The 24,399-nt window shown below is 54.3% G+C and carries 26 protein-coding genes and 1 tRNA gene; all 27 read left to right on the top strand.

What is annotated here, in order from left to right:
* The first annotated feature begins 5 nt into the window (after positions 1 to 5).
* The 27 genes from I2G69_RS08235 to I2G69_RS08105 all read left to right on the top strand — a co-directional run bounded on the left by I2G69_RS08235 (position 6) and on the right by I2G69_RS08105 (position 24,399).
* Positions 6 to 1,607 carry a hypothetical protein gene (locus I2G69_RS08235; RefSeq protein ID WP_195560617.1) on the top strand — a complete coding sequence of 534 codons (1,602 nt, stop codon included), beginning with the start codon at positions 6 to 8 and terminating at the stop codon, positions 1,605 to 1,607.
* A gap of 21 nt (positions 1,608 to 1,628) precedes the next feature.
* Positions 1,629 to 1,811 (top strand): hypothetical protein, encoded by a 183-nt coding sequence (locus tag I2G69_RS08230; protein ID WP_195560616.1) that lies wholly within the window; start codon positions 1,629 to 1,631, stop codon positions 1,809 to 1,811.
* Entirely contained in the window at positions 1,808 to 2,332 is a 525-nt protein-coding gene (locus I2G69_RS08225) for a hypothetical protein (protein ID WP_207740565.1), read from the top strand. Before I2G69_RS08230 ends, I2G69_RS08225 begins: the two co-directional genes overlap by 4 nt.
* Positions 2,329 to 3,834, top strand: coding sequence for an AAA family ATPase (locus tag I2G69_RS08220; protein ID WP_195560614.1), 1,506 nt, complete (start codon positions 2,329 to 2,331; stop codon positions 3,832 to 3,834). The genes I2G69_RS08225 and I2G69_RS08220 overlap by 4 nt, the downstream gene beginning before the upstream one ends.
* A 4-nt stretch (positions 3,835 to 3,838) precedes the next feature.
* Positions 3,839 to 5,539, top strand: coding sequence for a hypothetical protein (locus I2G69_RS08215; RefSeq protein WP_195560613.1), 1,701 nt, complete (start codon positions 3,839 to 3,841; stop codon positions 5,537 to 5,539).
* Between the two features lie 1,072 nt (positions 5,540 to 6,611).
* Positions 6,612 to 6,694, top strand: a tRNA-Leu gene (locus I2G69_RS08210).
* Between the two features lie 340 nt (positions 6,695 to 7,034).
* Positions 7,035 to 7,709 carry a hypothetical protein gene (locus tag I2G69_RS08205; protein ID WP_195560612.1) on the top strand — a complete coding sequence of 225 codons (675 nt, stop codon included), beginning with the start codon at positions 7,035 to 7,037 and terminating at the stop codon, positions 7,707 to 7,709.
* Between the two features lie 71 nt (positions 7,710 to 7,780).
* Positions 7,781 to 8,461 (top strand): hypothetical protein, encoded by a 681-nt coding sequence (locus tag I2G69_RS08200; protein ID WP_195560611.1) that lies wholly within the window; start codon positions 7,781 to 7,783, stop codon positions 8,459 to 8,461.
* Between the two features lie 14 nt (positions 8,462 to 8,475).
* Positions 8,476 to 9,675 carry an antirestriction protein ArdA gene (locus tag I2G69_RS08195; RefSeq protein ID WP_195560610.1) on the top strand — a complete coding sequence of 400 codons (1,200 nt, stop codon included), beginning with the start codon at positions 8,476 to 8,478 and terminating at the stop codon, positions 9,673 to 9,675.
* Entirely contained in the window at positions 9,672 to 10,793 is a 1,122-nt protein-coding gene (locus I2G69_RS08190; protein WP_195560609.1) for a DUF6329 domain-containing protein, read from the top strand. Before I2G69_RS08195 ends, I2G69_RS08190 begins: the two co-directional genes overlap by 4 nt.
* Positions 10,793 to 11,530: a hypothetical protein gene (locus I2G69_RS08185; protein ID WP_195560608.1), complete on the top strand. Its 738-nt coding sequence runs from the start codon at positions 10,793 to 10,795 to the stop codon at positions 11,528 to 11,530. The genes I2G69_RS08190 and I2G69_RS08185 overlap by 1 nt, the downstream gene beginning before the upstream one ends.
* Positions 11,531 to 11,711: 181 nt before the next feature.
* Positions 11,712 to 12,680 (top strand): hypothetical protein, encoded by a 969-nt coding sequence (locus tag I2G69_RS08180; RefSeq protein ID WP_243254921.1) that lies wholly within the window; start codon positions 11,712 to 11,714, stop codon positions 12,678 to 12,680.
* Positions 12,681 to 13,667, top strand: coding sequence for a DUF4314 domain-containing protein (locus tag I2G69_RS08175; RefSeq protein WP_195560607.1), 987 nt, complete (start codon positions 12,681 to 12,683; stop codon positions 13,665 to 13,667).
* A gap of 1 nt (position 13,668) precedes the next feature.
* The gene (locus tag I2G69_RS08170; RefSeq protein ID WP_330610160.1) at positions 13,669 to 14,838 is read left to right on the top strand and encodes an antirestriction protein ArdA; all 1,170 of its coding nucleotides are present in this window, start codon (positions 13,669 to 13,671) and stop codon (positions 14,836 to 14,838) included.
* A complete protein-coding gene (locus I2G69_RS08165; RefSeq protein ID WP_195560605.1) occupies positions 14,838 to 15,875 on the top strand; it encodes a hypothetical protein in 1,038 nt (345 codons plus the stop codon). The genes I2G69_RS08170 and I2G69_RS08165 overlap by 1 nt, the downstream gene beginning before the upstream one ends.
* Before the next feature lie 156 nt (positions 15,876 to 16,031).
* Positions 16,032 to 16,370, top strand: a complete 339-nt coding sequence (locus I2G69_RS08160; protein ID WP_118427301.1) for a hypothetical protein — start codon at positions 16,032 to 16,034, stop codon at positions 16,368 to 16,370.
* Complete coding sequence (locus I2G69_RS08155) at positions 16,367 to 17,350, top strand: DNA adenine methylase (RefSeq protein WP_087291135.1); 984 nt, start codon at positions 16,367 to 16,369, stop codon at positions 17,348 to 17,350. The genes I2G69_RS08160 and I2G69_RS08155 overlap by 4 nt, the downstream gene beginning before the upstream one ends.
* Positions 17,351 to 17,352: 2 nt before the next feature.
* Positions 17,353 to 17,853 (top strand): hypothetical protein, encoded by a 501-nt coding sequence (locus I2G69_RS08150; protein ID WP_195560604.1) that lies wholly within the window; start codon positions 17,353 to 17,355, stop codon positions 17,851 to 17,853.
* Entirely contained in the window at positions 17,846 to 18,574 is a 729-nt protein-coding gene (locus tag I2G69_RS08145) for a DUF3849 domain-containing protein (RefSeq protein ID WP_195560603.1), read from the top strand. Before I2G69_RS08150 ends, I2G69_RS08145 begins: the two co-directional genes overlap by 8 nt.
* 20 nt (positions 18,575 to 18,594) lie before the next feature.
* On the top strand, positions 18,595 to 18,954 hold the full coding sequence (locus tag I2G69_RS08140) for a SpoVG family protein (RefSeq protein WP_195560602.1): 360 nt from the start codon (positions 18,595 to 18,597) through the stop codon (positions 18,952 to 18,954).
* A 31-nt stretch (positions 18,955 to 18,985) separates the two neighbouring features.
* Entirely contained in the window at positions 18,986 to 19,543 is a 558-nt protein-coding gene (locus I2G69_RS08135) for a YodL domain-containing protein (RefSeq protein ID WP_243254920.1), read from the top strand.
* Between the two features lie 134 nt (positions 19,544 to 19,677).
* A complete protein-coding gene (locus I2G69_RS08130; RefSeq protein ID WP_087238906.1) occupies positions 19,678 to 19,932 on the top strand; it encodes a DUF6133 family protein in 255 nt (84 codons plus the stop codon).
* Positions 19,932 to 20,339: a prepilin peptidase gene (locus tag I2G69_RS08125; RefSeq protein WP_195560601.1), complete on the top strand. Its 408-nt coding sequence runs from the start codon at positions 19,932 to 19,934 to the stop codon at positions 20,337 to 20,339. Before I2G69_RS08130 ends, I2G69_RS08125 begins: the two co-directional genes overlap by 1 nt.
* A gap of 10 nt (positions 20,340 to 20,349) precedes the next feature.
* Positions 20,350 to 21,174 (top strand): Flp pilus assembly protein CpaB, encoded by an 825-nt coding sequence (gene cpaB / locus I2G69_RS08120; protein WP_195560600.1) that lies wholly within the window; start codon positions 20,350 to 20,352, stop codon positions 21,172 to 21,174.
* The gene (locus I2G69_RS08115) at positions 21,171 to 21,977 is read left to right on the top strand and encodes an AAA family ATPase (protein ID WP_195560599.1); all 807 of its coding nucleotides are present in this window, start codon (positions 21,171 to 21,173) and stop codon (positions 21,975 to 21,977) included. Before cpaB ends, I2G69_RS08115 begins: the two co-directional genes overlap by 4 nt.
* Positions 21,977 to 23,473, top strand: coding sequence for a type II/IV secretion system ATPase subunit (locus I2G69_RS08110; RefSeq protein ID WP_195560598.1), 1,497 nt, complete (start codon positions 21,977 to 21,979; stop codon positions 23,471 to 23,473). The genes I2G69_RS08115 and I2G69_RS08110 overlap by 1 nt, the downstream gene beginning before the upstream one ends.
* Positions 23,470 to 24,399: a type II secretion system F family protein gene (locus I2G69_RS08105; protein ID WP_195560597.1), complete on the top strand. Its 930-nt coding sequence runs from the start codon at positions 23,470 to 23,472 to the stop codon at positions 24,397 to 24,399. Before I2G69_RS08110 ends, I2G69_RS08105 begins: the two co-directional genes overlap by 4 nt.

The following is a 24,399-nucleotide window of genomic DNA, read 5'->3' as shown; positions in this document are numbered from 1 at the left end:
CTATCATGTCTGACGCAAGCAGTGCAATATCCCGCTTGAATGAATCCATCAATTCATTCCAGGGCAGAGTCAACACGCCGATCAAAAATGTCTATCAGTCAAGCGTCCAAGTGGACAGCGCGACGACGGAGATCCATGAAGGGATCCTCAAGTTCAAGCAAGACATGATGCACGGCGAGGAAACCCAGCTTGCTCACGAGAATGTCATTCGGATCGATCAAATCATCAAAGAGCAGTTTTCCAACCACGAAAACATCCGTAAAACCGTCATGGGGATTGTGCGGGATTTCGATATCAATCTGGTGCGCAACAGTACTATTCAGGAATTGAGCGAGGAAATGTGGATCACCAGCTCCCGCTACTGGCTTTCCTACGCCCTGATCGCCATCACCGCTTGGGTGAACGACTATCCTGAGGTTGCCCGCAACGCCCTGGCGGAATCCGGGCGGCGGGACGCCATTAAGACTACGCTGTTCTTCTGCCTGATGAACCTGCGTTTTGAGCGTATGGCGCCGGCCAAGGCATGGTTCTGCGAATATCTCAAGGTACTGGATCCGTCCATGCTGCACCAGGAAACAGCCGTCTTGCTGGAAGCCTTTCTCAACGGTATTTTCGGCCGGGACAAGGAGCTGGAACATTCCGTTCTCGATCTGATCGATGAATGGATGCGGATTCTCAACGAGGATGCGGAATCGTGCGAAGCATTGGTGAACGAGTATGTAACATATATCCACAACCTTAAAAGCCCTGTGAAATACAGCGGTGAAGCGGTAACCAAATTCTGCGCAAACCACGATCAAATCCGTCGGAGCTATGAGGAGGTTTCCAAATACGACACGCTTCTGGCTCTGGTGAAGGAACTTGACGTTGAAACGCAGGAACAGAACGACGAAAATTACAAAGCGCGTGTCGATTCTGTTCTGATGAGCCTGATTTCTCGTTACGATGAGGAGGAACTCACCCTGAAAAACCAGCAGGCCTACTATCGGTTTGTTGTGGAGAATGAAGGTGACACGGACAAAGCGGAGGCTCAGTATGAACAGCTGCAGCAGCTGCAGAGCGAAAGCTTCAACATCGGCAAGCAAATGATGCGCTGGGCCATCTTTGACGGCAACGAGGAAACTAATCCGCAGGTGCGTAAATTCGGTTTCCAAAATACAAAAAAATGGTTTCTTGACGCGCTGGTGCGCTGGGACACGAATTTGCATCAGGCAAAGCCGGTGAACTTCCAGCTGCAAATCGACGCCTGGTCTGGTGTGAGCAACGGCGCCGATCAGGCGGAGCAGGCCGAGAGCATGAAAAATTACTTTGAAGCCAACAAATTCCACAATATGTTTATCAATACCCCCAATATGGCACTGGCCCTTCTGGTGGTACTCTCCGCCGGTATGGCATTTGTGACGATCTTTTCTCTGATTGTAACTTTGGTTGCGGCGGGGATTCTGGGCTGGCGCTGCTTCAAGGCGATCAAGGAATATCCCAAACGCGTAAACACGGCTCTGGCTAATCTCGATGCGTGCATGGCGGAAATCGCGGAATTCGACCGGTATTACACTGAAAAGCGTCAGCAGAAGGAGCTTCTTATCAATCAGGTGGAATTTATCTAATCGATACGGGAGGGTTTTCAAATGAGCAACGAGCAAAAAGAAATGCAAAATCAGGATTTTGAGGAAATGATGGAACAGAGGATCCGCCAGAATTTCAGCGCTCCAGCACAGGCTGGTGCCAGTGCAAGCAATGAAAGACTTAAGGAGATGAACAAAAAACTCCCTGCCTGGAGTTTGGAACCTCCGTATAGCTTTTTAAAATGATGGCGGACTATATTTCGGAGCGGGAGTTTCAGACAGCTCCTGCCACCTATCAGGAATGGCTCGACTGCTTTCGTTTTATTCGGGAACATCCGGAAAATCACACGGTTCTGCGTACGCTGTCGAGTGGATCGGTTTGTTTCGTCCCGCGTATGCTCGATATGTTCCTCCAGCGCCTGGACGAGCTGCTTCAGGAAACCATTCGGTGGAGGATTGCCCGGTTTCTTTCCCGGGTAGATGCACTTCTGGAGGACCACGATCCGGACGGGGTGGAGTTGGAAGCAATTCGCTTTTGCCACAATCTTTCGGAACTGTTTTTCTTTGAAAATCTTGATCTGCCGGAGGATTGCCGCCGGCAAATCCGAGAAGGCTATGCGGATCAGATCGATCGATTCTGGCGCAAGCTTGTTTCAGAATTCCGCTTTCAAGCGGATGAGTCCCGCAATGCGGATTTGGAGGATCTCGCGGACCGTTTGATGCAGCTGCGCGGCGCCTGGAACAGGAAAGGAATGTATACCGAATGAGCAATTTTGTGCAGACGCAAAAAGAGATCAAAACCTATCTGCTTGCGCGTGTACCGCTCATTATCTTTGATACGGCGGAACGGGGGCGGGCGGAAAAGCTTCTGCGCAGAGTTGCGCAGGAGATCTCGGCCGACATTTCCTATTATACGGATGCTAGGCAGGTGACCAGCCTGACCCGCAGCGGCATATCGATGAATGTGGACCGTGATCCGCTTTCCTACATTCAGAACGAATTTAAACATAAGAAAGGTGCGATTTTTGCACTGGGAGATTGCCGCAGGCTGGGTGATGATACCACCTATGCCCGTGAAGTGCTCAATCTCGTCTATCTTGCTCAAGAGTCAAGCTGCACCCTGATTCTGATCTCTCCCGATCCTGTGTGGGGGCGTCTGGCAGAATTCGGCATGATGGTACGGTTGGATCATCCGAATGCGGAGGAACGCAAGGGACAAATTGAATCTTTTGTTGCCATGTATGGCAGACGCTATCCGATTCGGTGGGGCGAGAATGAGATCCTGCGTGCTGCGGCCTTGCTGCAGGGCTTCAGTGAAACGCAGATTGATAATATCCTTTCCTCTGTGCTGATTGAGCATGCTGGGCTGCAAAAGGAAGATCTCGCCGAACTTGTCAATCAGAAGAGCAGATTATATGCGGTTGTGCCAAGCATCCAGGCGGTTCAGGTGCCTGCTGATCTGCCGGTAGCCGGACTGGAACACTTAAAGATGTGGCTACACGCAAAGCAGAAAATCTTCTTTTCTCCTTCTGAGCAGCTTCATCGATACGATCTGCAAACGCCTCGCGGTATTCTTCTGGTGGGGGTTCCAGGCTGCGGAAAATCGCTGTCGGCCAGAATGGTGGCCCGAGAATGGGAGCTGCCGCTGTTTCGCTTCGACCTTGGAACGATATATGATAAATATGTGGGCGAAAGCGAAAAAAAGATGAAGGAAGCGCTGGCCTTTCTGGACAACGTATCTCCCTGCGTGGTATGGATTGATGAAATTGAAAAAGCCTTGTCTGTTTCTGACGGAGGCAATGACGTGGGCCGCCGTGTGCTCGGACAGTTCCTGTTCTGGCTGCAGGAGTCGGAAAGCCGTGTATTCCTTGTGGCAACGGCCAACGACGTACAAGCTCTACCCTCTGAGTTGTTCCGCAAAGGAAGATTTTCAGAAATTTTCTTTGTCGATTTGCCAAACGCCGCGGAACGCAAAGCAACGCTACGGCAATATTGTGAGCGATCACTCCATTGGTATCCACACGAAAAAGAGATGGAGCGGCTTGTCGAAGCCACCTGCGGCTTTACCTACGCTGACATTGAATACGCGGTGAAAAATCTGGCAGAGGACCTGCTTCTATCCCATGAAACCGACGTATCGGTTTCAGCCTTGACAACGCGTTTTTTTCAGATGATCCCCTATTCCAAAACCTATCCTGAGACGCTCGAGCAGCTGCGTGCTTGGGGGGCGGAGCGGGCAGTGAACGCTTCGGAAACCGAGGAGGAATGATCACATGAGTATATCGTCACTGGAGGCTGAACTAAATAGGCAGCGCGCGATTAACAGAGAGCTCCGTCAAGAGCTGAACGAGATCGCAAGCGGAGTGCTCTCCGGTTATCAAGCGTTGGAGCAGTGCAACCGTACCATCTGCGACACACTGAACAACAGCCACCAGAAGCTTGAGGGCAGCCACAGCAGAGAGCTTTCCTCGATTGAAATGCAGGCTGAAATTGACAAAATGTATGTCAAATTCAAACAGATGGAACTTGCCAACAAAAAAATTCGGGAATGCAACAATAAAAAATATTATGATTTTGCCAACTACCGCACTGTGCGCAAGCTCGTGCAGGGTATGATGGATAATCTCGATGTTCATATGGTCAGCGATGCTGTGATTTACAAGTCGGTGGAGGCCCAACAACTCAAAACGCCGGACTATTGGCTTACCTGCGTATTGATTGCCGTGATGGCTTGGAAGAACGACGACAGACCGCTGGCGGAAAGAGCCATTCAGATTGCTCTCGAGATGGATAAAAAGAACAGCGCCGTTTTTTTCATGCTCTTCAATTTGCGCATGCAGCGCGACGACGCGGCTTTGAAATGGTTCCTCACCTATCAGGAATGCCCCCTGAAGGGGTCGGACCAACGGACCTTCTTGGTATTGTTTGCTCTGGTGGGCAAAACTGTCAATCAGAGTGAAGAGCTAAGCAGCCATACGCGTGAAAAAATCAACCGCTTTATTCGGGATGTCATTGAGGCAAATCTGCACGCCGAAGGGTATGATGAAGCGGAAATGGTGCAGCGTGTGCAGACATATTATGATCGCATGGATGGGCGTGAAACTCTCGCGTACCCTCTGCTTCAAAAGCATTGCACGGATTTCTCTTCCCTTGCCACCGCAATGAACAAGGCGAAGGGAAATGTGGAAATTCTCACCTTCCTGAAATCTGTGATTCACGTGGGGCCTGCAGAGCGCAACGCTTTTATTAAAAACTTTGTCGATGAGCTGATTGCTCAGGCGAACCCGTCGGAGCAGGAAGTCTACGATGAAATTCGCTACAACGAACTCGTCATCCGCTATCAGGGAGAGGTGGAGCAGGCGAAGGCGGCATTTGAGGCTGAACAGACTCATGATGAATCGGAGCTCAACCTAATTGCCGAGATGATTACCTGGGTTTTTTCCGGAAACCCGGAGGAAGTCAACGGTCAAAGCCGCCTGAACATGTTCTCTCTCACTAAGGATATTCAGTACAAGGCCGTCTTAGCGCATACTGCCGCTTATCGCGCCATCAACACCACACAGCTCCCCATAACTATCGAGGAATACTCCACGAAAGTCAATTTTTCCGATCCTTCGGGTGAGGAAAATAAGCTGCGCCAATTTTACGAGGAAAAACGTGCCGCCAAGCTTGTTGGGATCAAAAACTGGCCGGCATATGTTGGTTTCGGCGTGGCAGCGGCGGCGGCGATCGGCTCTTTCTTCACAAGTTTTGCGTTGCTTCTTTTGACGCTTGTGAGCGCGGGATACGGAGCAATTACTTTACTCAGCAATCGTTCCGTCAGAAAGCGAATTGAAGCGGAGTGTGCGAATATGACAGCCTCCTCCATGGAAATTCTGCGACATTTGTTTGAGGAACACAGAGCATATCAGGAAGAGTGGTCCTCCTATGATGCTTACAATGAGCAGATTGAGGCGGAATTTGCACAATTATAGTTCTATGATATACCACAAAGTGTAAGAAACGAATGGAGACACATGAAAACTGAAGTAGACTCCTATGATTAGATGAGATTTCTTAAAAAAATTGATTGGAATAACAAAAAGCGCTTGTTGTTTGTAAGGTGATATGCTCCCTCTATGAAAGACAGTGAAATAAACACTGTTAATTATGGGGGGAGCTTTATATTATATAATTAGAGTTCAATAATAGCAAAGGATGAATTAATCTTATATGGGTGTTCCGTCTACTATTATAAATGAGTTTCTGAAAGATTGAACCGCAAAAATTGAATAGCTGGCCGATAAGGTTAAGAAAATATATACAGAAAATTCAAAATATGGAATATCGAAAACTGAATGGTGCTCTGCAGTGTGATAATGGCATTTCTGTCGGCGATGAGAGAGTGCTGCAGATCTGATGAGCAGAAGATATCCAGCAACAGTGTAATATAACAACTTCGTCATGCGAGCTTTTCAAAAATAGTTGTATGCCTGACTCTTGCCGTAATTTTGACTAGTATAGCTGACGCTATATTTCTCTTATGTCTCATAGAGGTTTACCGATACGCTATGTTCTGCGTTATACTTTTGCCCATGATGGATATGATTTCTTTCGTTGTGCTAGCATATCGCAACTTCAATTATAACCGATAAAATTTATTATTTATCTTTTTATTTTACTCTACAAGATATTGTATTTCTACACTTTTACATATATAGGCGAGTGCAGTGACTTGATTTTCTTTTGGTAAGCTGATACAATAACTTCGTAACAAGATTCTGTGTTCTATGGTGTGGGCCAAAAATTGTATACATCTTGTAAATAAAACTTCTAGATTTTCGTGATGACAAGAGACAAATGAATGCTTCAATATGCAGAAGCAGTTTGTTGTTTGAAGATTATATGCTACGTGGCAAAGTTATTGGATTCTTTTGGAAAAATAAAATAGATATGTCTTTAATAGAAAATTAATTTATATTTTGAAATTATAGTAATACAAACAAATAAGCAGTGTGCATTTTGAGTGTACGCTCTTTTGGATAATATACAGAGAAAACATAATATGCGGGTATGGCGGAATTGGCAGACGTGCTGGATTTAGGTTCCAGTGGGCAACCGTGTGGGTTCGAGTCCCACTACCCGTACCATAAAATCAAAACGGTATAGATGCCACTGGCGAAAAGCCAGTGGCATCAACCGTTTCCGGGCTTTTTTCGCTCGGAAATTCACGAATGAATCCATAGATGCCAACCACTGTTTCCCCCTAACTGGTGGGATTCGAACCCCCTCTTCTCAGTGGTTGGCAAACCCGAAACCATGTGGCGCCCTTTTTGAAACAGCAACTTTCAAAAAGGGCGCTATTTTTCTACCAATAGAATACACAAAGTTTGGGGCGTCGATTTGTTGGTCGTGATGGGCCAATGGGTTGGCGCCCTTTTTCGTTTTCAGATAATTTCAAAAAGGGCACTAAATGTCAGGAGGTAGTAAATGAATCGAGAACAGTTTTTTCAAGAACTTCGTACCGCTCTTCACCGTGAGGGTTTTGTCCCGCAGCCGGAACAGGACGAATTGCTTCCTGTGGAGTGGGATGGTCTCCCTCTCTGCCGAATCACAGCGGACGGAAGCGTTCGCTACTGGCAGGAGGATGTAGCGACACCGGAACGGGAACGGGCCTGTGAGCGAGCCACCGATCTGGCCTGCACCGTGCGGGAGTACATGACGCTGCTGGAACAGGCTCCGCCCCTGCAAGCCCAAAGCCTGACCGGTGACTACCGCCTGCTGGCTGACTTCAATGGAGCCGTGCTGGCTGCCCATCCCACCCGGCTTGGCGTCCAATTCGTCACATGGGACTGGAGCTTCGACCGCACAGGTCTCAACCAGGGCAATTACTTTCAGGAAAACTATGTAGGTGCCAAGCAGGACTTCGCCATCCGCGCCGGCCTCATTTCCAAACAGCAGATCTTCAATCAGGAGCAGCTTATCGAAATCTACCGGTGCTGCTCTGACACCTTGGACGCTGGTTTTGACTTGACTGCCGAGCAGGAAAAGTGCATCCGGGGCGTTCAGGAGCAGATTGCCATTGCAGCTCCCGGTGCTCTGGATCGCATAAGGGAGCAGGAGCAGCACCCCATGGAACCCTACAACCAGGAACCGATCATGTAATATTCAAGCGCCGGAGTTTTAGAAATAAGACTCCGGCGCTTTTTTGCTTTACTGAAAGGAGCACACCGCCAATGACACGCTATTTCATGCGGGATACACCGCTGTGCCAGATAGAACAGCAGATGATGACCCCGCCCTATTTCAAGCCCAGAGGCCATGGCCGATACTATCCCGGTTTCCAATATAGCAGAGATGACATGGAGTGCCCATACTGCATGAACTTCAGACGCAATCATCCCTGCCCTTTGGAGCAGTGTGTCTGTCTGGATGAACGGATCGTGGCCGGTGCGATTGACCTCAACGAGTTTGTCAGGGATTGCTTCTTCCCTGAAGCGGGAGTGCAGCTTCAGGCCCGCTTAGAGAGGAGTTTCAATGGCTGCTCCATTGGATTTTTCCTGAGAGATAGTCATCGGGAGCGTTGGCAGCACTGGCGTGCGCGCTGTTTTCGAATGCCGAACCGTAACCTGGCCGCACTGTTTCTTCTCACGGCGTATGGGGACATCTGGCGCAGGATGATCTGGAAGTTTGATGCCAGTGGGTTTGACTTCCAATCTGTCCAGCTCGCCGGCATCCAACCGGAGCTGTACAGTGTTTACCAGGCGGCCAAAGCCATCTCCACCGGCAGCCGCAATATCACTCTCGCCGATCTCGCATCCCCCGAATTGGTCACAGATGAGGCGTTCCACCTGATTGTCTGCGCTCTGCTTCTGGCCAAGTACGGAGATGCGATTTTGAATTTTGAAGGAAAGTAAGGTGATGCAATGTGATGATGGAAGCAGTTCTGAGCAACGCCGACCACCCGGAATATGGTGTTGCGACGATTCCTCTTCCTATTCCCAGAAATCAATACGACCACTGCGTTGCGCTGTTGGAGGCACTGGAGATCGGCGATGCCTCTGAAGCCGACTGCCGCTTGGACTCGCTCGACAGTGCCTGGCCTGTGCTGAATCGGCTGGTATGCACCAAGGTCAACCTTGATGAGTTGGACTATCTGGCAAAGCGGCTGGACAGCTTTACTGTGGGCGAGTTTTCGCAATTTCAGGCGATGGCTGAAAAGCTGAATCTCACCAGCATGAAGGATCTCATCAACCTGACCTTCTGCTGCCAGCAGGCGACGGTGATCACGGACTTCACAAATTTGAAAGAGGTTGGCCGTGATCACTACATGAACATCCATGGCGGGTGTGCCAGCATGGAAGAACTGAAACAGCTGGACGGAGTGGAAACCGCTGTCCTGTTGATTGAGGACAATGATGGGACTATCACCCGCTACGGAGTGGTCTATGACAACGGCATGCAGCTTTCACAGCTCTATGATGGAAAACATCTGCCCTGCTACCACTATGAGGCCGATATGACTGCTGTCGGGATATCCTCCCGGTGGGAGCCGGAGAACAGCAGGAATGTGACCTGGATCTATCTCCCTGCATCAAAAGGACAAATTGAGCGCGCCATGCAGCGTTCCGGCATTGCTGACCCAAAGGATATGCGCCTCTTTATAGCTGACAGTTCATTCCCAGAGGAAGTGGATGTAGCACTGGATTTCCGGTGCGATAACATCCACGAACTCAATGAGCTGGCGCTGGCTGTGGAGAAGTTTTCGATTCATGACCGCAAGAAGTTGGGGGCGGCAGTAAGCATGGCCAAGCCGGAAAACGCCAGCCAAATCCGCCGTCTGGCGGAAAACATGGATCTGTTTGAATTCGCCCCCGGCGCTCATACCCCCGAGGAATATGGGAAATACATGATTCAGAGATCCGGCCATTTTGAGTATGACCCCAATCTGGACGAGTTTTATGACTACGAGCGGTATGGTCTGCAGCACATGGACTATCAGTCGGGCGTGTTTACCGACCGAGGCTACATCGCCTATGTTGGCACAGTAGATCTGGAGGAACTGATGGCAGAAGATCCGGTGGATCAGTGCCAGCGGGAACAGGGGGTTCAGATGGGAGGAATGACATGATCCAACTTTTCATGAAACGAAGTGGGAGTCCTGTCATTGTCCCGCTCAATTTGCCCGCATCTCATGACGCTATGACAGAAGCGGCCAGCCAGCTTGATGAGGCCAGCAGAGCAGGAAAAACAGAGATCGTCGAGATCAAAAGCGTGATCGCCAATCTGCCGTCGTACCTCGGCGGACTCGATCCTGATTCCAGAACGCAGCTTGCACAGCTGAATCAGCTTTCGAGCATCATTGCCAAAATGGACTCCCGCGAACGGAACATCTATGCCGGCGCCTTGGATGGCAACAGCATCAATGATCTGAACGATATGATTCGTGTGGCGGAACAGGTGTCGGACTACATTCTCATCCCTAATGTAAACTCGGATGTGACGCTTGGCCGATATGTCGCTGTTGCCGGTCAGATTCAAGGTGACCCCAGATTCCCCGAAGCGGCCTGGCCCTATCTGGACTTCGCAAAAATCGGCGCAGAATACTATGCCGAGCATGGCGGCGCCTATACCTATGCGGGCTATGTGCTCCGCAAGCAGGATGATGAGCTTGTCAGAGAGAAAAAATCGAAGATCCAGCTTGGCCTCTCCTCTTCCCAAGCGCAAGTGAGTATCTGCCTTCCGGCAACGAAGGAAGAATTGGAGCGAGTAAAAAGAACACTGGGAATCGATTGTTTTGCAGAGGCAGCAGTAACCAAGGTGTCGTTTTCCGTTCCCTATATGGACGAGCACATTCCCACTACAGGGGTCTGCGTGGAAGATGCAAACGAATTGGCTTGGGCCATTGAGGGGATGCAGTGTGAAGATGGTGAGCTGATGAAATACCTGTCGGTTCTTTCTGTGGAACAGCCGGGGACTATGCAGGAGGCTCTCCGCTGTGCCATAAATCTGGACGACTATGAGCGCATCACGGAGGACACTTACGAATACGGGCAAACCGCCCTTCGGCGCATTGGTGCTGATGACGAGCTGATCGATACCATCGATGGGTATATGGATTTTGAGAAGCTGGGTGAGGACACTATGGCGGAGGAAGGAGTCCGGCGAACCGAGTTTGGCTTGATCCGCCGATGCAGCAGCCCCTTCGCTGAGGAAACCCAGGCGATGGAGATGGGAGGCCTTTCCTGATGCCCCGCGAAACCGATCTGCTCCGCGTAAAGCTGGTGGCGCACACCCTCCTCGATGTACAGATTCAGGAAACGGTTCTCTCCCCGGTAATCGTCAGCCACCCCTTCACATCCTCTGGAATTTCCGCACTTCGGAATGAGGATGGGAGCCTCTCCATGGTCGACCTGATCAACAATTCGGATGACTGCACAAGGTGGCGCAGAAAGGTTGGCGAGCAGATCGACAGCGCCGAAAATGTCCATCAGATCTTCGTACTGCTCAACCCGCCCTATTATCTGACTTTTATCAAGTTTGCCGCCTCCGCTCTCTCGGAGAAGGATCTGGGGCAGCTCTTATCCACCGCCTGGACCCAGGAGGAATGCCCCAATCAGGACTGCAATGTGAGCAAACGAGAACTGGTGGCCTTGTTCCGATCCGTCTCTCCGGAGTCCCTGATGGATGAGGAGGAGCGCGCCGCACACCAGGCGCTGGAGGATACGGTGACGGTCTATCGGGGGGTTACACCCTACAACGCCAAAAATATCAGGGCGCTGTCCTGGACCCTGGATCGGAAAACAGCAGACTGGTTCGCCCACCGCTTCGGTGAGGATGGAACAGTGTATGAGGCGCAGATTCGGAAAGAACACATCCTGGCCCTGTTCACCGGCAGGAACGAAAGTGAGGTCATCGTAGACCCGCGGCACCTGGAACAGATCATGGAGTCACCGGAGCCGGGATTTGATATGCAAATGACCTGAACGACATGATCCGATGATTGGGAGGAATGTAAATGAAGAAGAAAATCATGATCACAGTAGCATCTCTGGCAGCACTGGGAGCTGCTGTCGTCGGCTATCTCCACTTCTCCGGCAGGACGCCTTTTGGTCATAGCTATTTCCGCTGAGCTGTGGTATTGTTCCGCATGAGGAGGTGAAGCAAATGGCCATTTCTTTATCGGAACAGTTGGAGAGTGACATCAAAGAATATCTTCACAAGACTTTTGGGACATATTTCTCCAGCCTTGATGAAAGATTTGCCGCAGATATTAAGGAAGATGTTATCAACACATCGGATTTCCATCATGGATCTTACAACGATGATGACATCTCCATCGCATTCCAGCGAGTAACTCTGGGTAGGATGGGACATCCTGACTGGCAAATTTACCATCTCTGTACGGATACGGAGGCAAATACCATGAAGCAGAATGTAAAAGTAAATACACCGATTCACATCAGGCCCGCTTCCTATGAGGAGGCGGGCCTTTTCTATTCCCAGATGAAGGAGACCGAGGATGCGGCGCTGGGCACGGTCGGCCATGTCCGGATGGACTTTGGATCTTCTGGAAAAGGATTCTACCACACATGGTGGCCCCACAACGATGACCAGTTCAACACCAAGGAATTCAAGGGTGAACTTCAGGAAGTCGTGGATGCGCTTCGGGCAGATGGGCCGCTCAAGGATCTGGCTTCGATGAGAAGCTACTGCTACCGGAACGGGGGTGAGCTTACCGAGGATGGCCGGTGCTATGGCTATGTCGTGGACACCGAGCATTACCGCTACTGCCTCCGCTGCACCCCTTCCCCTGGCGACTACCAGGGGTATCTCTACTGCTACAACCTGCGCCAGCAACAGATGGCCCAGCAGGCAAAGCCTGTGGGCCGGGTCACCTTCGCCGATGGCAGCCGGATGGACTACACCGACACGCAGGAATATCTCCGGTGCATCCAGGAGGAACTGCCTCAGCATTCGGTCACGGGCTTCCGCTATGAGACGCTGACGGATGACCCGGTTGTTCGCAAGCAGGTGGACGATATCCTTTTCGACCTGTATGGCGAGGAGAATCCGCATTCTCTTGAGGACTATGAAAACAATCCCGGCCAGGATATGAAGATGGGAGGAATGTAAATGTCGGTACCCAAAGAATGGCTGAGCTTCCTGCGGGAACAGTTTCCCGCAGGCTCAAGGATCAAGCTCAGAGAGATGAAAGACCCCTATGCCCCGCTGGAGCCGGGCAGTACGGGGACTCTGGACTACATCGACGACGCCGGGCAGTTCCACATGAAGTGGGACAATGGCAGAACCCTGGCGCTGACCATCGGAGAGGACAGCTTCTCTGTCCTGCCGCCCGAGCCCACCACGCTGAAGCTGTATATGCCTCTGACGGCGGACATCTACACCCGCAACGAGTATGGTGAGATGGAGGATGACTGCACTCAGTTGGACGGCAAATCGCTTCGTGCCTATGAGGGCGAGATCCTCAGAGCTCTGATCAACAACCGGATGCCGGAAGAATCCGAGAGCGGCATCATGCACTGGTATGGCGAGGATGACAGCGTCAACCAGAAGGTCAAATCCGCCGTGTTCACCGTCGAGGATCGGAACGGCCAGCTCTGGGGCGTTGCCGAGTGCCGCGTGGTTGGCACCCTCACCCCGGAGGAACTGACCACCCTGAAAGAGTATGTCTCCGGACAGGCGTCGGATGGCTGGGGCGAGGGCTTCGAACAGCGGGAGATCTGCGCCGGCGACGATGAGCTGTATGTCCATCTGTGGAGCATGGAGGATGATTGGGACATCCAGACCGAGGCGGAACGCTTCGCACCCAGAGTGGCGGAGGGGCTGCCGGAGATGTGCTTCTCCACCCTCAAGTCTACCGGCGACCTCATCTGCATTCGCCGGGGCGAAACCGGCTATTACCCCTCCGATTGGGACACCGGCGACAAGGAACAGAATGTGGAGCTGGCTGATCAGCTGAACGAACAGCTTGGCGTCAGCCCCATCCAGCGCCAGGCCATGGAGTTGGGCAGTATGTGCGGCTGGGATGTCCCCGGCGCTGATCCCGCCAAATACGAGGAGGACTACAGGCCCCAGATGGGAGGGATGACCCTTGAATGAAGTGTTCCGTGTGGAGCTGTTCGGCGAAAAAACGGATCGGTGGTGCGAGCTGGAGCTTCCGGCCAGCTACTATGGTCTTCAGGATGCGCTGGACAAGATCCAGATGCCCTTGGGCGACAAGCCGAGGTGGGAATTTCTTGAACACCACAGCTTTCAGTTCCTCCATGTCCATCTGACCCATGAATGTGATCTGTATCAGCTCAATGCGCTGGCAACCTGCCTGGGACAGATGAACGGCAGAGAAAAAACTGCCTTCGAAGGGCTGTTCAACATGGAGGTGTCCAAAAAATACGGTCCCATCAGCGTTGCCACCATGATCGACCTGGCCTACAGCGCAGACTGCTGTCATGTGGTCAACGCCACGACGGACGAGCAGCTCGGCAGGTTCTATGCGGAGAACGATTTCATCCCTGCCCTGGAAAAAGTTCCGGATTCCATCTTCGAGTATCTTGACTTTGAGATGCTCGGAAGAAAAGCCAGGTTTGAGGAGGGCGGCGTTTTCGCAAGCGGCGGGTATGTCACGCAGCACACCGAGCTGAAGCAGGTATATGACAGCCTGGCCTTGATTCCCGAAGCGCCGGAATACGGCATCCGCCTGACGGTCGGCAGGTATCCCTTCCACTCCAATGAGCAACCGGATAACATGATGTGTCTGGATCTGCCCGCCACGCAGGAACGGCTGGATGCCGTGCTGGAGGCTTGCGGAGGCGCCTCCTGGTCGGAAATGGTCTTCCAGGTGGAGGACAGCGCGATGCCTGCGCTTCTGGAAAACACGGACTGCGACGATATCCATGGACTGAACGAGTTGGCTAAATGCTTCAAGGAGCTGAGCACACAAGGAGAACTTTCCAAATTCAAGGCAGTTATCCTTGCGGCGGATTGTCACGATATCGCTGCCGCTGTCCAGATTGCGGAAAATCTGGATGACTATCTGCTCGAGCCTGATCAGCGAAACCCCGATGAGGTAGCCGTAGAGGAACTTCGCTTCATTGTGGATGAGCATTCCCGGTCCATTCTGCAGAAGCACGTCGTCCTCTACAACTATGGTCAGGATGTCATGGCAGCACACAACGCTCTGCTGACCCCCTACGGGCTGGTTCAGCGCAGAGATGGCGAGCCGATCCGCAATGAAGAAACACAGGCAGAAAATGCCGGAATGGAGATGATGTGATGGCGAGTCGGCAAACCAGGCAACTCCTGGACCTTCTGGACGGCTTTGAAATGACCAAATCCCAACACGACTGGCTGGAACGGCGATTCGAGAACATGACGGTAAAAGAAAGCCTTCTGTTCCGCGGAGCAATGCAGATTGAGCAGCCGAGGATGACCTGCGATGTGATGCTGATTGCAAGTCAATTGGATCACTATGATCTGTTCTATGGGGCCGGGGATGATGTTCAGCTGGGCAAATTCATCATGGAGCAGATCCAGCGTCCCTCTGATCAAGCGCGGGAGTTTCTTGACCCGGAAAAAGTGGGTGCGGCTTACCGCCAAAAGGGCGGAAACACTTTCTGCGACGGGCACTTTATCAAGGGCACCTCTTTAATCGATCCGTTTCTGGACAGTAACCCTTCGATGAATCCCGACAAAGGTGACTACGGCATCCGAGTCAAGCTGGCCAGCCGAACCAACATGGACGGCGTGTGGGTGGGCTTCCCGGACACCGGCGAATACATGGACGCCGTACACCCGGACGAACTTCTCCTGGCGCTGGACGCACTGGAGGTCGAATCCGTGACCGAGTGCATTGCTGTGGATGTGGACTGCTGCCTCCCGCAGCTGAAGGACATCCTCTCACAGTACGGCTCCGCGTCGGAACTTGTCCGCCATGCCATCGACTTTGGTTACATCTGGAGCGAGCAGGGACAGGGAGAACCCAGATGGTTGGATAAATTTATGGCGGTTATGGAGCTGGAGGATTGCCACCGCCTGGATTACGCCCTGGATTTAGCCCAAAATCTCCGCTGCTATCACTTCATGCCCCGTGATATGGATCTTGCCGATTACGGAAAAGAGTTGGCAATGCGGGATGGCATCTATCCCCAGGACGAACTGCTCGCCTCCTGCTTTGACGCTGAGGGCTATGCCAATCAGAGAATGAAGCGCATGGGCCTGTCCGCCGCCGAACATGGGTTTGTATCCTGGAACGGCACAGAGCCGGTCTATGAGTACAGTCAACCGGAGATGGAGCCGACCATGTCCATGTGAGAAGCCCTCACACAGACCAGGCTTTGCCCCAACGGAGGTGATGATATAAAAAGAGTCAAATAGCCTGAAAGCTACAGGGGCCGTTACCCGAAAGGGACTGACAGCCCCTGCTTTTTTTGCGCTCTTTCCGGGTAACTGTCCCGGAAAGGAGTCTTCATGACGACGGACAACCCTATCGCCAAGCACCTGAAGGAGTATCACTGCGGTGAGCTGAGAGTCGTCCCCAGCCGTGAACTGGAGGCCGCTTTTCAGATTCGCGGACCTGACCTTCGCCGCACGATCAATTGTCTGCGCGGGGATGGCATCCCCATTTGCAGCTCTGATTCCGGCTATTATTACGCCGACACCGAGGAGGAACTGCGGAGGACGATCCGGCAGCTCCGAAGCAGGATCAAGAAGATCGCCCATGCGGAGCGCGGCCTCACCAAAGCGTTGGAGCAATTTACCGATAGCGGCCAGATATCCCTCCCCCTGGAGGGAGGTGATACCGCTTGAAAAGCTTCATCCCCTGGGTGGGAGGCAAAAGCAAGCTGCTCTGGCTGATTCATAAGCTGTCCCCCTCGCGCTATTCCCGGTTTATCGATGTGTTCGGCGGCAGCGGGACAGTGACATTGAGCCGCCCGATCCAGCAGGGATGCATGGAGGTTTATAACGATTTCAACGGCGACCTGACCAATCTGTTCTGCTGTGTCAAAAACAGAACCATGGCGCTCCTTCTGGAGCTTGGCTTCCTGCCGCTGAACACCCGTGATGACTTCAATGTGCTGTATAAGTTTTTCTCCCGTGAGGAATTCACCGATGACTATCTGGACGAGGAGATGGAGCTGACCCAGCGATATCTGGAACCGCCGGATGCCAAAACCATCCGAAGGATGATGCTGGAACGAGCGCCTCGCGGAGATGTGCGGCGGGCTGCTGACTATTTCAAGCTTATCCGGTACAGCTTCAGCGGCGGCGCAAAGTCCTTCGCCGGAAAATCCTGCGACATCCGCCGCTTTTTCCATCTGGTCTGGGAGTGCTCCCGCAGGCTGGCCGATGTTGTGGTGGAGAACAAGGACTGCGTCGACCTCATCCGCCAATATGACCGGGAAGACGCATTCTTCTACTGTGACCCGCCTTACTACGATGCGGAGGACTGCTATGCGGTGGGCTTTCCCAAGGAAGACCACCAGCGCCTCCACGATGCGCTTCTGGAGTGCCAGGGGTTTGTGATGGTTTCCTACAACTACTGCCCCTTCATCGTAGATCTGTACAAGGAGTTTTACATCTTCTACACCACACGCCCCAACAGTATGTCCCAGAAGGCCGGAAGCGAATACGAGGAGATCGTCATCACCAACTACGATCCCCGCCTCTATAACTCCGCAAGGCATTGGCAGCTCAGCATTTTCAATCTGTCGGCCGCGGAGGAAGACGACGGGCGCTACACGCTGATCCACGAACCGAAAACAAAATCTGATAAAACGGAGGAATGAAGATGACCTTTATCAAGTACACCAACGACGGCAAGGCTGTCATTCAGCCTGCGGCCCTCACCCTGAGTGGTCTGGAGCAGGAGGAAACGCTGGAGATGCATACCCTGGAAAACGCCATTGTCCTGCTTAAGCAGGAGATGGAGCCGGTGGAGAAAGCCGCCGCTATGATGGCGCTGATTCGGCTGACCAACAGCCTGTGGGCGGATATGCTGGCCGGATGGGAGGATCAGGAGGGCGATGCGGACCCGTGCGATGGCTGCTCTGGCTGCGGCGAGGATATGCTGCCCATTCCTGCAGAGGCCTTTGCGGATGCCGGCATCCTGCACGACAACCTCTGTGTGGTCAGCGTGGACGGCGCTGTTCTGGTGGTGTCCGATGACCGCAAAACCAAGTGGGCGGCCGAACTGAACAAGAGTCTGGAACAGCTCGGCATCGACAGAGCCGGTTTCGAAAAGCTGGTCAAGGCAGTCATGAAGCCGGATGAGGACGAGGGCGATGACTAAGGATCACGCTTATCTCTATCTCGGCTCTGTTTCCGAGGCCAGGCGGCAGAACGAACTGGCCCTTTGGCGTGCAAGCCATCTGGAGAACATCGCCTGTAAGCAGGCCATCGAGGAGGCCATCCGCAGGGGCTTTGACGGGATGCACCTGAGCCACGACTGCACCAGGGGCGTCATCGAGGACTTTGGCTTCAAGCGTGTGGGATGGGTGCTGGCCGCCACCATTCAGCTGAAGCCAGAGGATGGACGCTTCAGCCGCCGGAACAAAGAATGGGCCGCCGCAGCCTTCATCCCTCCCAGTGACCGGAACTATGAGTTTATGGTAGAAAGTCATGCCGGTGTTCTGGACATCTTCGTAAATGAGTTCCGGGAAGCCCAGGATGCACTTGGGATGTTTACGCGCTCCCACTGTGACGATATGACCGGGCAGGAGCTGGAAGGCAAGGTGCTGGTCATGAGTCCCATGACTTTGAGGGAGTCCTATTGGGCTCCCGAAAACCAGCTCTGGCTGGCGACCGGCGGGTTTGGCTGCGCCCCCAACGCCGCGGGCAGGGCGGTATACGCCACCTGTCTCAGTGATGGGGAGCGGACCCGGTGGAACCGCAGCGACTTCATCGGCATTCTCCGGGAGGAGCACCTGCCCGACTGGGCCAGAGAGAGCCTGAAGCAGATCCGGCGGGAAGATCCCGCCGAATCTCCCGATATGACCACCCCAACCATGTGAGTGAAAGGAGCTTGATTACCATGGCAACAGCCAAGAAGAAACAGCAGGAAACCACCACGCCCCAGGTGGAGGCGCGGATCGACCGTCTGGTGGACGGAGATTTCAAGACCAAAGCCTTCGCCAGCGCCACCATCGGCGGTGCCTTTGCCGTCCACGGCATCCGGGTCATCGAGTCGGACAAGGGCCGTTTCATCTCCATGCCCCAGGACTCCTACAAGAAAAACGGTGAGACCAAGTACAACGACACCTTCCATGCCATCACCGCCGAAGCCCGGAACGCTCTGGTGGACGCCGTCAACGACGCCTACGAGCAGAAGCTTCAGGAGCAGCAGGAGCAGAAAAGCGACGCTCCCGACCAGGCCATGAGCCAGCAGATGTGAGCCGCTCGCCCTGAAGGGAGGTGATGTGATTTTGGTCCGCTTCACAATAGACAATCGAAACCGCCTGATCTTCTATGGCAACACGGTGGGCTATGTGAAGGATGACGCCGCTGTTGTGGACGAGATGTTCCAGACGGATGAGCTGTCCCGCTACCTGGCCCGGCTGAATCTGACGCCTCAGTGGAAGGAAGGCGTATTTGACCGCCTTGCAGCCGGAGAGGCGCCCGGCGAGGAGCTGGGGCAGCCGCAAAAAGGCTGCCGCATCTGGCAGCTCCGGAAAGGCGTGGATGTCACCATGCGCTTTATCGGATATGAGGATCTGATCCAGCGGTTCGGAGAACCGAACGCAGAGAATTATACGCAGGTTTTTGACGGCGATCTTGGCACCAATGATCTGGAACAGATCTACGCCATCTGCCGGGACAGCCCGCCTCCCGGATATCAGGGCTACCGGATGGCTCTGTCCGATGTGGTGGAGCTGTACGATGATTCCGGCAGCGAGTTCTTCTACTGCGACCGTGTGGGGTTCCGTCCCATCCAGTTCAACCAGCATCAGGAGCAGAACGAATGCCACGAAATGACCATGTAGTCCGGGCGGATATAAACCGCCCAGATTTTCCTTTGCCCAGCCGAGGCCGGGGGCCTCCCCATACGCATTCCATGATCTCTTTCCAGCCAACAAGCTGCCAAAAATCATTTTTACTTACAGGAGGAATGTACCTTATGAAGAAGCTGTTCAAGAATATCGCCAAGTCCGCCAAGTCCGCCGCCATCAACTGCCAGACCTCCATCGCCGCCTTCCACCGCCGCGCCGTCTGCGGCAACGCCGGCGAGGGCTATATCGATACCGCCGTCAAGGTGCTGATCGCCGTCGTTCTGGGCGCCCTGGTGCTGGCCGGCCTGTACGCGGTCCTGAATGATACTGTCATGCCTACTGTAACGGAGCGTATTCAGGAGATGTTCGACTACGCCGGCTGATGCACTGGGCGCAGGCGCTGGTCTTCTGCGGCTGCCTGATGGGCGCTTCGATCTATGATGTCCGACACCGCCTGGTGGATGACCGGGTCTGTGTGGCGCTCATGCTGGCGGGGCTGATCACCATCAGCCCCGCCTCCTTTTTGGGGGCGCTTGCGGGAGGGCTGCCCTTCTATCTGGGGGCGGGCTTTGGGAAAAACGGGGCCGGGGATACGGTGCTTGCGGCGTCAGCGGGGTTTGTGCTGGGCCTTTCCCGCACTCTCGCGGGGCTTACGCTGTTCGCCTTTTGCTACGCCCTGTTTGTGCTGGGAAAAAGTCTTGTTCTGAAGCTCTCCCACCGCCCCACCCGGTTCACCTGCCCACTGGTCCCGTTCATTGCCGCAGGATTCATTCCCGCATATTTCTTATAAGGAGGCTTATATGAAGATTTTCCGTAACCGCACCGTGATCGGTGTGCTGTGTATCCTCCTGGCGCTCGTCATCTGCTTCGGAGTGACGCCCCTGTTCAGCCGCAGCGCCAGCGAGAAGGCTGAGATCGTCCGCGTCACCGCCGACATCAAGGAGGGCGACGAGATCACCGCTGAGATGGTACAGACTGTGGAGGTGGGCGCCTATAACCTGCCGTCCGGCATCATGACAGAAAAAGACGAGGTCGTCGGCAAATATGCCACCGCCGACCTGAAGGTGGGCGATTACATTCTGGCCAGCAAGCTCTCCAACGAGCCTGCCGCTGAAAATGCCTATCTCTACAATCTGGACGGCACCAAACAGGCCATCTCTGTCACCATCAAGAGCTTTGCCACCGGCCTTTCCGGCAAACTGGAGAGCGGCGATATCGTTTCCGTCCTCGTGGCCGACTATCAGGGCATGGGCGAAACCGTGATCCCGCCCGAGCTGCAGTATGTAGAGGTCATCTCCGTTACCGCCTCCTCTGGTTACGACGCCAACACCGGCGAGGCGGTTGAGGATGAAAAAGAGCTGCCCTCCACCGTCACCCTGCTGGTGACCACCGAGCAGGCCAAGGTGCTGGCGGGGCTGGAACAGGAAAGCGAGCTGCATCTGGCGCTGGTCTATCGTGGGACGCCTGAGAATGCCTCCGCATTCATTGAGGCGCAGGACGCTCTGATCGAGGAGCTGTACGCCGAGCCGGAAGCCGAGGAGACTGCCGAGGCAACTGAGAATACCGAAAGCGGGGAAAGCGAGGGCGCCGATCCTGCCGCGGAGAGCGAGGCGGCTGCGGAATGAACTTCATGAAAGGAAGCCTCTTTCACCGCAGCACAGAGCCGGAGGAGGTTGAAATCATCGAGGAATCCGGCGGTGGAGTCCTTGCCGTCTGGGGAAGCCCCGGCTGCGGCAAGACCGTGACCGCGGTGAAGATCGCAAAGCATCTGGCGTCCCAGAAAAAGAATGTGGCGCTGCTGCTCTGCGATATGACCGCCCCCATGATGCCCTGCATCTGCCCGCCCTCTGAGCTGGAGTGCGACAAATCCCTGGGCAGCATCTTCGCCGCCCAGCGGATCTCCGTGAATCTCATCAAGCACAACCTGACCACCCACAAGAAGCTATCCTACCTGACCATGCTGGGGCTGCGCAAGGGGGAAAACGAGTATACCTACGCGGCCTGCACCAAGCAGCAGGCGGAGGAGCTCATCCGCGGCCTGCGTGAGATTGCCCCCTATGTGGTCATCGACTGCTCCAGCTATATCGCCAATGACATCCTCTCCGCCGTGGCGCTCATGGAGGCCGACAGCGTCCTCCGGCTGGCCAACTGCGACCTGAAATCCATCGGCTACCTGTCCAGCCAGCTCCCGCTCCTTCGGGAACTGCACTGGGATGAGGACAAGCAGTATAAGGCGGCGTCCAACATCAAGCCCCTCCAGGCGGCGGATCGCATCGGTCAGGTACTTGGGAGCGTCGCTTTCCAGCTTCCGCACTCCCGGGAGTTGGAGGAGCAGTATCTGGAGGGCACGCTTCTGAACGATCTCTCCATGAAAGACAGCAAGGCGTTCCGCCGGGAGATCGAGAAAATCTGCAAGGAGGTGTTCTGATGCTTGGCGACAGAAGAAGCAATTCATTGTTCGCCGCTGCTCCGGTTGCCGCCCCTGCGGAAGCCAAGCCGGAGCAGGCCGAGGTGCATGATATCTCCTTCGAGGAAAATACCGGAAGGGCTATTTTTGCGGAAACCAAGGTCGCGCCCAAAGCGAGCGATGTCTTCTTCGCTCCCCAGACCGAGGGGATGCCCTTCGCGGAGGTTCTCACTCAGGTACAGTCCTACCTCTCCGGTACCTATGCCACCCTGATTACAGAGAGCGGCGATGAGGCCAAGGAGCAGATGAAGCGCCGGATCGCCCGCTATTTGCAGGACAATCGCATGGCGGTGGACGGTATGAGCCAGAGCGAGCTGGTGGACGCCCTTTATACGGAGATGGCCGAGTATGGGTTTCTGACCAAGTACATCTTCGCCGAAGGCATCGAGGAGATCGACATCAATTCCTGGCGCGACATTGAGATCCAGTATTCCGACGGCCGCACCGTCAAGCTGGAGGAACACTTCGACTCGCCGGACCACGCGGCCAATGTCATCCGCCGTATGCTCCAGAACTCCGGCAAGGTGCTGGACAATGCCAGTCCCATCATTACCTCCCGTCTGGCCAAGAACATCCGTGTCTCGGTCATCAAGACCCCGGTGCTGGACGAGGATGCCGGCGTCGCGGCCTCCATCCGAATCGTCAACCCCAAGAATCTGACCAAGGAGGACTTTGTGGGCAGCGGCACCGCCACGGAGGAAATGCTGGATTTCTTGTCCGCCTGCCTGCGCTACGGCGTCTCCATCTGTGTGGCAGGCGCCACCAGCTCCGGCAAGACCACGGTGGCGGGCTGGCTCCTGTCCACCATTCCTGACCGCAAACGGATCTTCACCATCGAGGACGGCTCCCGTGAGCTTCAGCTCATCCGGGAGCAGAACGGCAGGGTGGTCAACTCGGTCGTCCACACCCAGACCCGCGACAGTGAGAACGAGCGCCAGCGCATCGACCAGATTGCGTTGCTGGACATTGCCCTTCGCTTCAATCCCGACATCATCGCCGTGGGCGAGATGCGCGGTCCGGAAGCCAATGCCGCCCAGGAGGCCGCCCGCGTGGGTGTGGCCGTTCTCACCACCATCCACTCCAGCTCCAGCGAGGGCACCTATCGCCGCATGGTATCCCTGTGCAAGCGGGCCGTGGACACCCCCGACGATACGCTCATGGGCTATGTCACCGAGGCATATCCCATTGTGGTCTACTGCCGCCAGCTGGAGAACAAGGAGCGCCGCATCACCAACATCTCCGAATGTGAGATCCTGCCGGATGGGAGCCGCCGGCTCCACAAGCTCTACGAGTACAATATCACCGAAAACCGTCTGGAGGGCGACCGGTTCATCATTGAGGGACACCACCAGAAATGCGAGGAGATGTCCGAGAGCCTGCAGCGCCGCTTTATCGAAAACGGTATGCCCCGCGGTGAGCTGGAGCAGTTTATCCAGAGGAAGGAGGAAACTGCATGACAATGATCCAACTGATCGCCTGCATCGGCATGATCGCCGGGCTTTTTATGGTGCTGGGGATCTCACCCGCAGAAATGAGCGACAGCATCTTCTCCCGGCTGACTGCCGCCCCCGGCAGCATCCGGGCGGATATCAACGAGACGACCAAGCGAAAAAAGGCCGGCTTCTTCCGCCGGGAGATCACAGAGGCGCAGGCGGTGCTGGCCGCATCCGGGCGTGAGGGGAAGTTCCCCATGGTGTGCATGGCGTCCCTGGTGCTGTTTGCCCTTGGCGCCTGCATTGCCATTCTTGCCGGGAATGCTTTTCTTGTCCCTGTGCTGGCCGTCGGCTTTATGCTGGCGCCGTTCTGGTATGTCAAGCTGACAGCCGGCAGCTTCAAAAAGGATGTGGCCGCCGAGCTGGAAACGGCGCTGTCGGTCATCACAACCGCCTACCTGAGAACAGAGAACTTCCAGCAGGCCGTAGAGGAGAACATCCGCTACCTGCACCACCCCGTGCAGGATGTGTTCCAGCGGTTCCTCACCCGCATCAAGCACATTGACCCGGACATGGACGCCGCACTTCATGACCTGAAATACGCCATTGACAATGAGGTATGGCAGGAGTGGTGCGAAGCGGTGATGGCGTGCCAGACAGACCGCAGCCTGAAAAGCACCCTGACTCCCATCGTCAGCAAGCTGTCGGACATGAGAGTGGTCAACGGAGAGCTGGAAAATCTGGTCTTCGGCCCCCGCAAGGAATTCGTCACCATGGCGATCCTGGTGCTGATCAATATTCCGCTGGTGCGGTTCATCAACACCGATTGGTACCACACCCTGGTAGACACCGTTCCCGGCCAGATGGTCATCGCCGTCTGCATCGCAGCCGTATTCGTGTCCTTTGCCTTCGTGGTGAAGCTGACGCAGCCCATTGAGTATCGGAGGTGA

This window comes from Anaeromassilibacillus sp. D41t1_190614_C2 (assembly GCF_015558525.1).
GTDB lineage: Bacteria > Bacillota > Clostridia > Oscillospirales > Acutalibacteraceae > Anaeromassilibacillus > Anaeromassilibacillus stercoravium.
This window is presented reverse-complemented; position numbering and strand designations above follow the sequence as displayed.

What these genes read in the sequence shown, in the direction of transcription:
- I2G69_RS08110 (WP_195560598.1), top strand. Translation starts at nt 21,977, where the DNA reads ATGCTTGGCGACAGAAGAAGCAATTCATTGTTCGCCGCTGCTCCGGTT.
- I2G69_RS08225 (WP_207740565.1), top strand. Translation starts at nt 1,808, where the DNA reads ATGATGGCGGACTATATTTCGGAGCGGGAGTTTCAGACAGCTCCTGCC.
- I2G69_RS08160 (WP_118427301.1), top strand. Translation starts at nt 16,032, where the DNA reads ATGACGACGGACAACCCTATCGCCAAGCACCTGAAGGAGTATCACTGC.
- I2G69_RS08180 (WP_243254921.1), top strand. Translation starts at nt 11,712, where the DNA reads ATGGCCATTTCTTTATCGGAACAGTTGGAGAGTGACATCAAAGAATAT.
- I2G69_RS08220 (WP_195560614.1), top strand. Translation starts at nt 2,329, where the DNA reads ATGAGCAATTTTGTGCAGACGCAAAAAGAGATCAAAACCTATCTGCTT.
- I2G69_RS08145 (WP_195560603.1), top strand. Translation starts at nt 17,846, where the DNA reads ATGACTAAGGATCACGCTTATCTCTATCTCGGCTCTGTTTCCGAGGCC.
- I2G69_RS08215 (WP_195560613.1), top strand. Translation starts at nt 3,839, where the DNA reads ATGAGTATATCGTCACTGGAGGCTGAACTAAATAGGCAGCGCGCGATT.
- I2G69_RS08230 (WP_195560616.1), top strand. Translation starts at nt 1,629, where the DNA reads ATGAGCAACGAGCAAAAAGAAATGCAAAATCAGGATTTTGAGGAAATG.
- I2G69_RS08235 (WP_195560617.1), top strand. Translation starts at nt 6, where the DNA reads ATGTCTGACGCAAGCAGTGCAATATCCCGCTTGAATGAATCCATCAAT.
- I2G69_RS08185 (WP_195560608.1), top strand. Translation starts at nt 10,793, where the DNA reads ATGCCCCGCGAAACCGATCTGCTCCGCGTAAAGCTGGTGGCGCACACC.
- I2G69_RS08115 (WP_195560599.1), top strand. Translation starts at nt 21,171, where the DNA reads ATGAACTTCATGAAAGGAAGCCTCTTTCACCGCAGCACAGAGCCGGAG.
- I2G69_RS08130 (WP_087238906.1), top strand. Translation starts at nt 19,678, where the DNA reads ATGAAGAAGCTGTTCAAGAATATCGCCAAGTCCGCCAAGTCCGCCGCC.
- I2G69_RS08175 (WP_195560607.1), top strand. Translation starts at nt 12,681, where the DNA reads ATGTCGGTACCCAAAGAATGGCTGAGCTTCCTGCGGGAACAGTTTCCC.
- I2G69_RS08200 (WP_195560611.1), top strand. Translation starts at nt 7,781, where the DNA reads ATGACACGCTATTTCATGCGGGATACACCGCTGTGCCAGATAGAACAG.
- I2G69_RS08205 (WP_195560612.1), top strand. Translation starts at nt 7,035, where the DNA reads ATGAATCGAGAACAGTTTTTTCAAGAACTTCGTACCGCTCTTCACCGT.
- I2G69_RS08190 (WP_195560609.1), top strand. Translation starts at nt 9,672, where the DNA reads ATGATCCAACTTTTCATGAAACGAAGTGGGAGTCCTGTCATTGTCCCG.
- I2G69_RS08125 (WP_195560601.1), top strand. Translation starts at nt 19,932, where the DNA reads ATGCACTGGGCGCAGGCGCTGGTCTTCTGCGGCTGCCTGATGGGCGCT.
- I2G69_RS08165 (WP_195560605.1), top strand. Translation starts at nt 14,838, where the DNA reads ATGGCGAGTCGGCAAACCAGGCAACTCCTGGACCTTCTGGACGGCTTT.
- I2G69_RS08195 (WP_195560610.1), top strand. Translation starts at nt 8,476, where the DNA reads ATGATGGAAGCAGTTCTGAGCAACGCCGACCACCCGGAATATGGTGTT.
- I2G69_RS08150 (WP_195560604.1), top strand. Translation starts at nt 17,353, where the DNA reads ATGACCTTTATCAAGTACACCAACGACGGCAAGGCTGTCATTCAGCCT.
- I2G69_RS08105 (WP_195560597.1), top strand. Translation starts at nt 23,470, where the DNA reads ATGACAATGATCCAACTGATCGCCTGCATCGGCATGATCGCCGGGCTT.
- I2G69_RS08140 (WP_195560602.1), top strand. Translation starts at nt 18,595, where the DNA reads ATGGCAACAGCCAAGAAGAAACAGCAGGAAACCACCACGCCCCAGGTG.
- cpaB (WP_195560600.1), top strand. Translation starts at nt 20,350, where the DNA reads ATGAAGATTTTCCGTAACCGCACCGTGATCGGTGTGCTGTGTATCCTC.